Here is a 12,728-nt window from a genome sequence, read left to right as displayed (position 1 = left end):
CTGACAAGGAAATACCAATGGCACTCGACACTCTTCTGCGATCCTATTTCGACTCTTCCGGCGAAAGCATGCGCGCCCTCTCCCTGCGCGCTGGCCTGAACCCGAAAGCGGTCTCCGATATCCTGAACATTCCGGGACTGAAACCGCGCCATGCAACTTTGACGGCTCTCTCCGAAGCAACCGGCCACGACCTGTTCGCTGCTGTGGGTGAGACGCGGGTGACTTACGCGGACCTGATCGCTCGGGTGCTCAACACAGAAGATCGAGCGCTCGCTTCGAAGCTGCGTTGGCTCTGCCGCAACGCCGGGTGGACGCCCGAATTGCGCGCCGTCTGCAAGCAGGACGTGATCGACTTCTTCGACGCGAACACGGCGGCTCGGTTCGATCTCTCCGAAGGCAGCTATGCGACCTACCGCTCCGCCCTGATCAAGGCAGCCGGGCGTGGCGAGCCGCACCGGCGCAGACGACGGATTGACGATATCGCCGGGATCTATCGTGACGCACACCAAGCGATCAAAGAAAGTGCGCTCCCGAAGTCGGCGCGCCTGTCAGCAGGGTCCTTTCTGCTGTATTTGCATGATGTGGACATCGCTCCGGGAGAGATCACCACGGCGACCCTCGGCGACTACTACAACCATCGGATCACGGTATCGCCAAAGAGCGAGGCGCAATGCGAAAAACACGTGCGCGAGATCGCAACTCTGCTCAAGCGTTTGGCCAACGACCCGGAATTCTCCGACTTCGGATTTGTAACAGCAACTCACCCGTTCGCCAATGCACGCAACAGATACGGCGTCGCCGAGGAAAGGATTGCTCCGCTGATGGCAGAATTCGACGCTCGTGTCGCGCCCTGGGTTCTCGGCCAGATGTCCCGAGACGGAAAGACGCGCGAAGCCTTCATCGCCGAACTCGATGCGAAGGAAGACGAGGAGCCCATCGCGGACAAGAAGGCATTGCTTCCTGCCAAGCGCCGGGAAAAGGCTCAGCGTTCGGGGCAGCCCGACCAAGATTGCGGGAGTGCGCGGAACGATGCCATTCGGAAAGCCGGAGTTCTCGTTGGAAAGAGCACGTGGAGCGAAGAAACCCTGAAGACGCGTCGCGGCTATGTCGTGTCGATCGCCAAGGCTCTCTCAGCGTCGACCGGAATCGCGCCAGACACAATCGAAGAACTGACCGATCCAGAATTCCTGGAGGCGGCGACGCAAACCATCAAAGAGGCCAATCAAGGCGAATTTCCGAGTTCATATATCGACAAAGTACTGCAATCGATCCGCAAGATTGCCCAAGACTATCAATGCCGATCCGCGGACGATCTGCTTGTGATCGACGATCTGATCAAGCTGCACAAAGCCGGTTTCAAAGGAATTTCCCCGCGCAACAAGGCAAAGCTGCGGCAATTCAACGAAGCCAGGATCAAGAAAACGATCAATTTGAGCGGCGAAATCCTGGGAGACGTGAACAGGATAATCGACAAAAACGAAAGTCCTGGCGGAAGCGCCACGGCATCCTGCCGAAACCTGTGGAGGTCGTCGACGCCGAACTCGCCCGTGACATCATGGCGGCGCTCGCTCACGACATTCTCTTGTCACGCGCGCCGCGGAGCGCGAACGTATTTGCAAGCGCGCCTCGACTGGATCACCTGGCCGGACGACCGGGCCCGGATTGTCGTTCCGGCATCCAAGGTGAAGATGCGCCAGGACGGTGACGCTGATCTGACCATCGTGCTCGCCCTCTCCACGAGTCGGCTGTTGCAAACCTATCTGCAAACGCTCAGGCCGGCACTGGTGAAGGACCGACCGGGCACAAATCCGTACCTCTTTCCCGGACAAGGCGCGACAAACCAAGACGGTCATTACGGGGCCCTTCTCGAGCGCGTGACCCAGATTCTGCATAGAAAAGTCGGCGTGAAGATCCACCCGCATCTCTTTCGGCATTTGGTCGGCTGGATCTGGTTGAAGGAGAGCCTCGACAATCTTCCGAAGGTTCAGAAGCTGCTCGGGCATCTAAGCATCGAAACGACGATCGAATTCTACGCGGAACTCGATGAAAACCTGATCTCGGACGAATGGCTCGCAGTTCTCGACCGCCGCAAGGCAGCGTGAGAATCGTGAAAAGACAAGGACATGCAATCATGAATGCTCACCTGACCCTGTTGCGCGCCATGCGCGCTGCGGGACCCTACTCCAGGGTCCCGCAGCACGGTGAACTCCAGGAACACCTGCAAGACCGGTTTGCAGCGGTTGGAAAAACAGCCTGGGCGGAGTTTGCCAACGTGCAGCGCGTCGCGGCTGGGATTTGGGGAGCGGAGGCCACGGCGCATTTCGGGCAAGTGCTCCGCGCCGCCCGCGTCTCTGCGAAAACGAAGCGCAAGACCGACTGGCAACTGGCCGAGGAAGCGGTTGAAACCCTTCCAAGTCCATGGCGCGAAGCATTGAGCGGCCATGGCGCGTTATCGAAACAGGGAGAACGCGTGAAAGGCACACGGATCTGGAGCGCAGCGCATCTTCGCAACGTCGCGCTGGCCCTCGGGCGGTGGGCAAATCACTGCCAGACCTCCGGGCTGCCACTGACACCCACAGGTGCAAGCCTGGATGCATATGCGCGCGCAGTTGCCAATCGCGCCACCGCCCGCACAGCGGCGGATTACGCCGCGCGTATCCTTTCGGGTTTCTCGATCATCGCGCCTGGCTTTTCCTCGGAGGCTTGCGATTTCGTCGCTCAGGACTGGAAAGAACGCGCCGCCAAAGAAGGCTGCACCACGAAAACCGGTGCGCAACTGGTCGGCGCGCGCCGTATCTATGATCTCGGGTTTGAGCTCATGGACGCGGCGCGGGTTCGGCCTGTCCGAGGTACACAAGCCGCAAAAGAATTCCGCAACGGCATTCTGCTGGCCCTGGCGACCGCCCTGCCCCAGCGCGCACGCGCCATGTCGGCCTTGGCTTCCGGCACGACGCTCCAATTGATCGGTGATCACACGATCCGCATTTGGCTTCCCGCTCGGTTGTTAAAGCTCCCTGAGGACCAGAAAAATGGCGAGCCGTTCGAACGGCTGCTGACCTGTCAAAAGCTCTACGAGGCTGTCGAGGAATACCTGGAGAAATTCCGGCCGATCTTTGACGACGGCACCTTCCTGTTTCCATCATCGCTCAATCGCGGTGAAGCGGTCACCGAACAGCATCTCGGTCGGCTTGCCGGTGACCTGACTGAGCGCGCCTTCGGCGTGCGCGTGTCGCTGCATCGCCTGCGCGATAACGTCGCGACGGATGCCAGCGAGTATCTCTCTACGGGCGGACGGAAAGCCGCTTATCTTCTTGGGCACAAGGACGAGCGCACGACGCAGCGCCATTACGATCATTCCCAAGGGATTGCCGTTGCGCAGGAGTTCATCGATCTTGTCGAAGCGCGCCGGGCGTCCATGCCCGAGCTGGCCCTGTGAGGGTTTTCAGAATGTGCTTCCGCTCGCCACCGCAGGGCGCTGAAAATACTGTATTTTCCGAGACGTGTTAAAAACGGGGCGCAATCACCCGAACGGGATGGTGACGAGCCGTTTTCAACAAAATCCAGCCTTCGCTGAAACTTCCACAACACGCGGCTTGCCATTGGCAAAAGACTCAACACACTTGCTACTTGATCTGAAGTTTCATTTCCCGCGTGCATTCAGCCTAAACCCGACATCGCAACGATCACCCCATGCTGCGTCACAGCCCGTCGAAGCGGCCACTCGTGCATCATGCAACATTTTCGCTTGGTGGGCGGCGGCTATGCAGACGAAGCAACATTTCGCTGCGACATGCGCGAGTGTCTTCTTTCAGAACTGTCCTCGGTTCGATTTGAAGGGGCGGTAGCGAAATTTGATTGATGAAAAAAAGTTGGCGGCGAGTTTGAATTCACCTCAGGATTTCAGATCATTAAGGCTGCAATGTGTGATTAGCCAACCACCATCTGGCTGACGCGCCAGAACATTTAGCGAGACGCCTTGCCCTGTCGAGCCTTCGCTGAAGGCTGCAAGACACCAGCCGAGATCGCCATCTCGACTTGCACTCGTAACACTGATGTTCTTGTTGTCGGCACCTTCCGCGACCCACTCCGAATGGGTGTCTTCAATAGCCCGTCTTCCAAATGCAGGTGGCCCAAACGGTGAGTACATTTCTGCATTCGCGGCATATATGGACGCACATCCTTTGGCGTCACCCTGCTGATAGCAGGTGACATAGTGATCGAGTAGCTCCTGGCACTCTTGCTTAAATGACACTTGCTTGCTCCCTGTTGCGGGGTCTGAGGAGTTCTCCACGAAATCCTGCCGTTAAAAAAACTCAGCGTGTCGGACGCACTTCTTCGAAGATACTTCGCGAGAGGACATTCGTGAAGGGCGCAGCATCCAGTGCTTAGGGCTCAGAGCAGACATGCGGCGTCGCAGCCAAGGCATACGCACGCTCACCTCAAGCGCGGCGTCTTTTCCGGCCCTGAGCTGCCGTCCACCAGTGGCAGTGATGCGGCGCCGCAGCTTCCCGAGACCGGTCATTCCTGCTTCGCGCAGCATTTTTGAGATTCCAGTAGCTGCAATGCGGATATTCCTGCCGCTCGCGGAAAAGCGTTTCCGATGGGAATTGGATAAGCCTCGAAGGTCACAGCCTTGCGCTTGTCGTCTTGGGCGAATATCAGGGCGCTCATCATCTGGACTCGGGGTGCGACTCCCCGGGTGGCTCTCCCGGCCGCCGATCCGTCGGGCCAACCAAGACTATCTGTATAGATGACCGGCGCGGCGCCGCCGCCGGGCCGGACTGGAACGGGACATCCCAAACATGAACCTCAACGCCTACCGGCGCCAATGGCTCGGTAACGTGCGCGGCGATCTCATTGCAGGCATCGTCGTCGCGCTCGCCCTTATCCCCGAAGCGATCGCCTTCTCGATCATCGCCGGCGTCGACCCTAAAGTGGGACTCTACGCCTCCTTCTCCATTGCTGTCGTCACCGCCATCGCTGGCGGCCGACCCGGCATGATCTCGGCTGCGACCGCGGCCACCGCCGTGTTGATGGTGACGCTGGTGGCTGATCACGGCCTTGAATACCTGCTGGCGACCACCGTGCTTGCCGGCCTTCTCCAGATCGCCGCCGGGTTTGCACGGCTTGGTCACCTGATGCGGTTTGTCTCGCGCTCGGTGATGACGGGCTTCGTCAACGCGCTGGCGATCCTGATCTTCATGGCGCAGATCCCCGAGCTGACCGGCGTGCCGTGGCTGACCTATCCGCTTGTCGCGGTCGGCCTCGCGATCATCTACCTCTTCCCATACCTCACCCGCGCGGTGCCGTCGCCGCTGGTGACGATCATTGTCCTGAGTGTGGTGGTGATGATCATGGGCTGGGACGTGCGGACCGTCGGCGACATGGGCGCGCTGCCCGATACGCTGCCTGTCTTCCTGATCCCCGACATCCCTCTCAACCTCGAGACGTTGACGATCATCTTTCCCTATGCCGGTGCGGTGGCCGTCGTGGGCCTGCTCGAGAGCCTGATGACGGAAAATATCGTCGATGACCTGACCGACACCAGATCGGACCGGAACCAGGAATGCGTCGGCCAGGGCCTCGCCAATACCGCGACCGGCTTCATCGGCGGCATGGCGGGCTGCGCGATGATCGGCCAGTCGATCATCAACATCAAATCGGGTGGGCGCGGGCGGCTATCGTGCTTCTCGGCCGGCGTGTTCCTGCTGTTCATGGTGGTCGTGCTCGGCGATCTCGTGGCGAAGATCCCGATGGCCGCCCTGGTGGCGATCATGATTATGGTCTCGATTGGAACCTTCTCCTGGTCCTCGATCACGCAGTTGAAGACCCATCCGCGGTCTTCCTCCATCGTTATGCTCGCGACCGTGGCGGTCGTCGTCTACACCCATAACCTCGCCATCGGCGTTCTGGTGGGCGTCCTCTTGTCGGGGTTGTTCTTCGCCGGGAAGATCGCGCAGCTCTTCCGGGTCACTTCATCCCTGTCGAACGATGGGCGCGTGCGCACTTATCATGTCGAGGGACAGCTCTTCTTCGCCTCGGCAGAGGACTTTATGGACGCCTTCGATTTCAAGGAAGCGGCTGACCGCGTGGTCATTGACGTGAGCCAGGCGCATATCTGGGACATCTCCTCGATTGCGGCCCTGGACATGGCCGTGCTCAAGTTCCGCAGGGACGGCTCCGAAGTCGAGATCGTTGGCATGAACGAAGCATCGAAGACCATCGTCGACAAGCTCGCTGTCCACGACGAGCCCGGCGCGATGGACAAGTTGATGTCTCATTGAGGGAGGAGACGACATGACCAACAAGATCATCGCCTTGGTGGATGGCTCCAACTACTCGAAAAGCGTGTGCGATCATGCGGCATGGATCGCCGGACACGGCAGCTACGCGGTCGAGCTGATGCATGTCCTCGGCCGACGGGAGAGCGGCGCGGGCTCCGACCTCTCCGGCGCGATCTCTCTGGGGGCGCGCAGCGCTCTTCTGGAAGAGCTGTCAAATCTTGACGAGCAGCGCGCCAAACTATCCATCGTGCGCGGACGCGCCATCCTCGAGGACGCCAAGGCGCTTCTGGCTTCGGCCGAAGTGAAAGCGATCGAACACCTCCGCCACGGCGACCTGATCGAGGCGATCTCCGAGAAGGAGGGTGACGCCGAGATGATCCTGATCGGCAAGCGCGGCGAAGCCGCCGACTTCGCCAAGGGTCATCTCGGATCGAATCTCGAGCGGGTCGTCCGCGCCGTGTCGAAGCCCCTGTTCATCGCCTCTCGGGCGTTCCGTCCGATTGGAAAGGTGCTGATCGCCTATGACGGCAGCGCGAGCGCCATGCGCGCGGTCGATTACGTGGCGCGCTCTCCGCTCTATGCCGGTCTCAAGATCAAGATCGTTACGATCGGGTCCGCGACCGACGCCGCGAAGAAACGGCTCCAGGATGCGAAAGCAATGCTGTCGGCGGCAGGGCTCGAAGCGGAGACCGGCATTCTTCCCGGCCAACCGGAAGAAGCTCTCGGAAAGCTCATCGATGACGCCGACTTCGATCACCTCGTCATGGGTGCTTCGGGACATTCCCGATTGCGGTCGCTTTTCGTCGGCTCGACGAGCCTTGAGATGATCCGAACCTGCAAGGTCCCGATCCTTCTCGTGAGGTGATGACAAGGAAGAGACGACGGAAGATACCGGGTCGCAATATGCCGCGCCTGCGGGAAGAGCCGATCCTCTCGCGGGCAGCCTCTGAGCCAGACATTGGCAGCTGGCCTTGCATGCGAACAACGAATAATAAGCAGCCGATGGACATCACCCTGATAAAGACTTTTCTCGAAGTTGCGAACACGGGCTCGTTTGTTTCCGCTTGCGAAAGGCTCTTTGTCACCCAGTCCGCAGTGAGCTTGCGTGTGCAGCGGCTCGAAGACAGCCTTGGCCATAAGCTCTTTGTGCGCTCTAAGGCGGGCGCTGTTCTTACACCTGAGGGCAAACTGTTTGAGCCTTACGCGCTTAGCTTGCTCAAGATCTGGGAAGAAGCCCGGCAACAGATCGCGATCCCTGAAGGGTATTCGCGAGCCTTCAGCATCGGGGCGCAATACTCGCTTTGGCCCGGACTGGGATTTCGCTGGATGGATGCAATGCAGGCGGAGATGCCGGAGTTAAGCGTGCATTGCGAGTTGGGCATGAGCGACCGGATCATACGATTTCTGGTGGAGGGAGTTATCCAGGCGGCTCTTCTCTACACCCCACAGATGCGCCCTGGGTTGGTTGTGGAGCCAGCGATCGACGATGAACTGGTCCTGGTGGCATCATGGCCGGATGCTACGCTGGATCTTGGCAAAGCGTTCATCTCTGTTGATTGGGGGCCGGAGTTCACACATGCGCTTGCCATAGCTATCCCAGATCTCACTGATAGTGGTCGATCTATGGCTCTGGGCGGCTTGGCCATGGAGTATATCGTGAACCGCAGGGCGGCCGCATATTTGCCAGCCCGTTCTGTCAAACGGTATCTGGACGCTGGGAAGCTGCACCTTGTGGCAAATGCGCCACGCTTTCCATATCCTGCATACGTGATCTGGCGGGAGGATATCCCAGCCGACTTATTAGCGCTGACGAAACGCACACTGGCAAGAGTTACCCATACGCTTGAAAAAGAAAAAGAAAGCGTGGTTGGGCACCTGAAGGTGATGGATAGGTTTATACCTGTATCAGACGCTGAAGTTACAAATGAGTAAATCTCGTCTCAAGCATAAATAATCAGAATTTAACTTACGGGTCAGGCGTCCGTAAATCTGTACCCAGCAGAGATGCTTCCATCCCTCCGAAAATGATTTCGGGGACTGGTTCACCTGGTAGGGAAAGAAACGTCCAATGAACGCAATCTCAAAATCCAACATCAGCGCTCTGGCACTGATCGCAGTAGTTTCCGCATCCACAGCCTCCGCACAATCGCTTGTTGGTGGAGACTCCGTTGCCGCAGATCGTAACGAAGACCTGCTCGAAGCAATTGAGGACGATGCAGAGCGTGAGCTCGATCGGTTTGGCAATGAAGGCCGCCCGCAAGGCTTCGACGGTTCTGTCGCTCTGCGCGCCATTGCCTCAAGCGGCAACACCGAGAGCTTCGACGTCGGCATAGGTTCCAACCTGAACTACGTCTGGGGCCCCAACGGGATCGAGCTTCAGCTCAACTACGCCTATGGTGAAGATGACGGAACGAAGACCGAAGAGAGCTTGTTCTACGGCCTCGAATATACCCGTGACTTCAACCCGCTGGTGTTTGGCTTTGCAAAGGTCCAAGGCTCGGTCGACGAGTTTTCTGACTTCGAAACCGACACGTTCGCAAGCTTCGGCTTGGGTTACCGTGTGGTCAACCAGCCTGAACTTCAGTGGTCGGTTCAGGCTGGGCCGGGGTATCGGTTCGCCGATCTTTCGGATGTGGCCAGTGGGGACATCAGTGAAGGCGCATTCGGCGTTAGCTCCGATTACGCGCACAAGCTCAATGAAACCGTCTTCGTTACCAACGACACAGACGTAATTTGGTCGGAATCTGACACAGCGGTGTTCAATGATCTCGCATTGAACGTATCCATGACCGATGCAATGGCGCTGCGCACCAGTATTTTGACTGAATATCACTCTGAAGTGTCAGGCGGGCAGAAGAATACGGACAACACCTACGGCGTAGCGCTGGTCTACTCGTTCAACTGATACTCAGACGGCCCTCATGTGAACTTGGGGCGGAGAGATCCGCCCCTTTTTTAGATTCAAAGTTCCCTTTTTGGGAATTGATTGTGGCACTCTTGGTCCCTTATTCAATTTCCGAGTTTTTTCAGCTTCTTATCACTTTCTTGTCAAGGGTGGAGAAAAAACCGGTTACACTTTAGTCAGGTTAGAGCAAAGCTCGGTCACGACGTCACTTGAATGTCGGCTCCCAGCTTCGCGCCGTGTCTGTCTCGCACTTGCGGCAAATGTCCGGAATCCGCCCTCATACGAAATGCGTTGGAAGACGCAGCGAACACTGAGCAGGTGCGGCGAACGGCAGGAAGGTCCCGCACAACAGACTTTGGAACGCCATGCCGCAACACCCGTTTTCCGCCGTTTTTCGATTGTGGCGGCTTGCAGTCAACTTTGACGATGATGGATTACGGCCCCTACCCCAAGGTCGTGCCGAGGATGGCGGAATAAATTCGAACATAAGGCATGCTCTGGCAGATCGATTTGAACCAAGTCCAGCTTCGAAAATGGCTCTGATCTCCATTCCACGCAGAGGGCGAGCAACACGGCAAGTAGGGCTCTTCTCAGCGCCGGCACTCAGGCAACTGCCGCGGCTGAGGTGCAGGACTACAGGACCAGCGCAGTCACCAATAGGAAGTAAAGGGCGAGGCTGGACGCGTCTTGGACGATTGTACAGATCGGCCCCGAGCCGAGTGCGGGATCGAAGCCCAAACGCAAGAACAGCCACGGAAGCATGAAGCCGGTGAGAGCTGAAACCGTCCCGCCACCCAAGATGGACAGCCCGACCGCAAGGGCCAGAGATGGTTGGCCGAAGAACGAAAACACGCCAATCGCAGCCATCAACCCAAGGACGGCGCCAATCCCCAAGCCGATTGCCAATTCATCTTGCAGGAGCGGCCCTATCGCGATGTCGTACATGGAGAGACTGCGCACCGAAACCGACACTGCTTGCGTGCCGATCGCGCCTGCGATGTAGACCAGTCCAGGGACAAAGAACGCCGCTGCCACGTTTTGGGAAAGCGTTTCCTCGAAGCCGACCATGACAAGGGTAATCAGCGACGAGGCCAAGAGACCGAAGATCAGCCAGGGCATGCGTCGCGCAAATCGGTTCATGATCGAAGAGTTCCGCGCGGCCTCCGTCCCGTGCTCGTGGGTGGTGATGCCAGCGAGGCGCTGCAGATCCTCGATGTGCTCTTCACGCAGAATCCGGAACAGCGCTTCGGGCGGGACCGCGCCGATCAAGTGGCCGAGATCGTCGACGACGGGCACTGCGATCATGTCGAACTTGAGCGCGTTTTGCGCGATCCGCTCCTGGTCGTCCCCGGGCCGCACGGCCTCGTACCTGTCCTCCATGATGTCTCCGATCCGGCTACCCCCGTCTCCGAAAAGGTCGTTGATCCGGACGACTCCCATCAGCCTGCCAACGTCGTCGGTGACAAAGACAGTATCGGCACAGTCGTAGAGATGGCCCCGGAGCGCTTCGATGACCTTGTCGACGGGGGTGTCGAATGTCGCACGCGGAATGTTTGCAACCATGTGGGCGGCTGCCGCTTCGCGATGGTAGGCGGCGTATGTTTCGACTGCGGCTGGCATATGTCTTCCCCGGTCTGTTTGTCTGGATCGACCGATCTCAGATCTTCGGCAATTCCATGTAGAGAAACCGTCAAAACCTCTCACTGCGCGCGATCAAATTGAAGCCGCAACGCCAAGACATCATCGAGAGCTTACGTGCCAAAGATCTCTGCCCGTTCTGCGCACTGCTTGGGCCGTGGCGCTCGACAGCAGCGGTGGACCGGTTCCGCACTGCCGCTTGACCTTCATTAACGGCACCGGCGTCTTCCCCTGGGCCAAGGCGCTTCGTCGACGCGTGGCGGGCTTTTTTTGCGGCGAAAAGCATTTTCACCTGTTCAATGGCGCCGGCCAGATTGCGTCATGTCCTCTTTTTCTCTGGCGAAAGCAGGTTTTCACCAGCCTCGGTCGGATCGGCGCCTTCGGCCTGCCGCTCCAGTTCATCCATTTCGGACAGCAGGTCGCCCTCGCCAGGTGTCGCGATCTCGGCCTCCCCTTTGCCAAGAGCTGAACTTGGCCTCTGATCCGCCATGGCCCGGTTCCCACCCGGTATTTGTCGCACGGGCACCCCATCCGGAAAGATGATCTCGCGCGCCGTATCCGGCATCGAGATGCCTGCGTCTTGAAGCGCTCGCTTGACCTGGCGCATCAGGGCGGACCTGACCTTGTAGACCGAATAGGCCCGGCCATCGAACCAGAATTGTACCCGCATGTTGACGGTCGAAGGCCCAAGCTCATCGACCAGAACATTGGGTTCCGGATCGTCCAGAACCGCGGGATGAGCGCGCAGAACATGGATGATGATATTCTGTGCCTGCTCGACGGGATCGTCATATCCGATCCCGACGACAAAATCCGATCGTCGGTTGGGATTGGTCGAGAAATTCTCGATGACGCTTTCGTAGACGAGCGCGTTCGGGATCTGAATATGGTTTCCATCCAGCGTCAGCAGGACAGTCGTGCGCATGTTGAGGTTCTGGACGATGCCTTGATACTCGCCCACGCGGATCCAGTCACCCGCTCTGAACGGGTTTCGGACGCTTAGAAGGATACTTGCAAGCGAGTTGGCCGCAATCTCACGGAACGCGAGGCCCAAAACGATACCGACGAGGCCGGTACCGCCCAGGACAGTGATGGCGAGGCGCGTCAGACCAGCAATTTGAAGGACAAGATAGAGGCCGATCAGAATGACGGGGATCGACAAGGACCTTGCGACCAGCTGAAGCAAGAGCGGTGATGCGATGCGGTGCCGCAGAGAGTGCCGCGCCAACGTCACCACTCCGCGCGATACAAGCCATGCCAGCAAAAGGATCAGCAGCGACACCACGGTCAGCGGCGCGAACCACTGAACCCGCTCGGCGAGCCTTTCAATCTCGCGCCATGTCGGGGTCAGGTCCCAGCTGATCTCCGGTTTCACGTCGATCCGGTTGACCACGGCGACAACGCCTTCGGTGCGCAAAGCCAATTGGCGCGCCCATTCCTTGCGCTCATCCGTTTCGGTCTCGCCATCGAGGAAAACGATGCCCTCGCGCACCGATACGGCAAGCGGCTCGAACCACTCGCTTGCGACCAGAATTCGGCGGAGACGATCTGCGATCGCGTCGTCTCGCACGCTCGGGTCGACAGCGACCTCGTTTTGCGGCTCGCTGATGGCGGTATCTGACGTCGTCGGTGACGTTTGCGCATGGGCAGGCTCTTGCGCACAAATGAAGAAAAGCGCGCAGAGTATTGCCAAAACGCCAACGGCTCCAGAAAAACCGCGGCTCGCAGACTTGGATGGTGACTCCATGAACTGATGGCTCAAGGGTCGTTGCGACGTTTTCCGCTATCTCAGTTTCATCATCTCTTCTCTGAAGGCTTCGGTTGGGGTGCGCCATCCGAGGCATTTTCTGGGTGTCCCGTTCAGGCGGTCACAAATCGCCTTCATATTGCGATTTGAGAGC

9 protein-coding genes, 1 pseudogene and 1 other annotated feature are annotated in these 12,728 nt (G+C 58.6%); of the genes and pseudogenes, 6 read left to right on the top strand and 4 right to left on the bottom strand.

What is annotated here, in order from left to right:
- The first annotated feature begins 17 nt into the window (after window positions 1–17).
- Both BW990_RS20310 and BW990_RS20305 read left to right on the top strand, forming a co-directional pair.
- On the top strand, window positions 18–2,102 hold the full coding sequence (locus BW990_RS20310; protein WP_083950751.1) for a site-specific integrase: 2,085 nt from the start codon (window positions 18–20) through the stop codon (window positions 2,100–2,102).
- 29 nt (window positions 2,103–2,131) lie between these two features.
- Entirely contained in the window at window positions 2,132–3,436 is a 1,305-nt protein-coding gene (locus BW990_RS20305; RefSeq protein ID WP_076451242.1) for a site-specific integrase, read from the top strand.
- 456 nt (window positions 3,437–3,892) lie between these two features.
- On the opposite strand, the gene BW990_RS21690 is transcribed toward BW990_RS20305, so the two are convergent.
- Complete coding sequence (locus BW990_RS21690) at window positions 3,893–4,252, bottom strand: YybH family protein (RefSeq protein ID WP_076451240.1); 360 nt, start codon at window positions 4,250–4,252, stop codon at window positions 3,893–3,895.
- A gap of 421 nt (window positions 4,253–4,673) precedes the next feature.
- Window positions 4,674–4,733: a sequence feature (sul1 is cis-regulatory element that is thought to sense ions involved in sulfur or methionine metabolism; They are found in Alphaproteobacteria), on the top strand.
- Between the two features lie 69 nt (window positions 4,734–4,802).
- Between BW990_RS21690 and BW990_RS20295 the strand changes: the two genes are divergently transcribed.
- The 4 genes from BW990_RS20295 to BW990_RS20280 all read left to right on the top strand — a co-directional run bounded on the left by BW990_RS20295 (window position 4,803) and on the right by BW990_RS20280 (window position 9,189).
- Window positions 4,803–6,284, top strand: a complete 1,482-nt coding sequence (locus BW990_RS20295) for a SulP family inorganic anion transporter (protein ID WP_076451238.1) — start codon at window positions 4,803–4,805, stop codon at window positions 6,282–6,284.
- Between the two features lie 13 nt (window positions 6,285–6,297).
- Window positions 6,298–7,149, top strand: coding sequence for a universal stress protein (locus BW990_RS20290; RefSeq protein WP_076451234.1), 852 nt, complete (start codon window positions 6,298–6,300; stop codon window positions 7,147–7,149).
- Between the two features lie 137 nt (window positions 7,150–7,286).
- Complete coding sequence (locus BW990_RS20285) at window positions 7,287–8,216, top strand: LysR family transcriptional regulator (RefSeq protein WP_076451278.1); 930 nt, start codon at window positions 7,287–7,289, stop codon at window positions 8,214–8,216.
- Window positions 8,217–8,352: 136 nt separating this feature from the next.
- On the top strand, window positions 8,353–9,189 hold the full coding sequence (locus BW990_RS20280; RefSeq protein WP_076451232.1) for a DUF481 domain-containing protein: 837 nt from the start codon (window positions 8,353–8,355) through the stop codon (window positions 9,187–9,189).
- Between the two features lie 633 nt (window positions 9,190–9,822).
- Here the strand turns inward: BW990_RS20280 and BW990_RS20275 are convergent.
- The 3 genes and pseudogenes from BW990_RS20275 to BW990_RS22400 form a co-directional block, all read right to left on the bottom strand.
- Complete coding sequence (locus BW990_RS20275; protein WP_076451230.1) at window positions 9,823–10,809, bottom strand: magnesium transporter; 987 nt, start codon at window positions 10,807–10,809, stop codon at window positions 9,823–9,825.
- 337 nt (window positions 10,810–11,146) lie between these two features.
- The gene (locus tag BW990_RS20270) at window positions 11,147–12,589 is read right to left on the bottom strand and encodes a mechanosensitive ion channel family protein (RefSeq protein ID WP_200798083.1); all 1,443 of its coding nucleotides are present in this window, start codon (window positions 12,587–12,589) and stop codon (window positions 11,147–11,149) included.
- Window positions 12,590–12,610: 21 nt separating this feature from the next.
- Window positions 12,611–12,728: pseudogene (locus tag BW990_RS22400) on the bottom strand (IS30 family transposase); the annotation flags it as partial.

The sequence above is a fragment of the Roseivivax lentus genome (genome assembly GCF_900156805.1).
GTDB classification, from domain to species: Bacteria; Pseudomonadota; Alphaproteobacteria; order Rhodobacterales; family Rhodobacteraceae; genus Roseivivax; species Roseivivax lentus.
The sequence above is the reverse complement of the archived record's forward strand: the minus strand, read 5'-3'. Positions and strand labels throughout refer to the sequence as shown.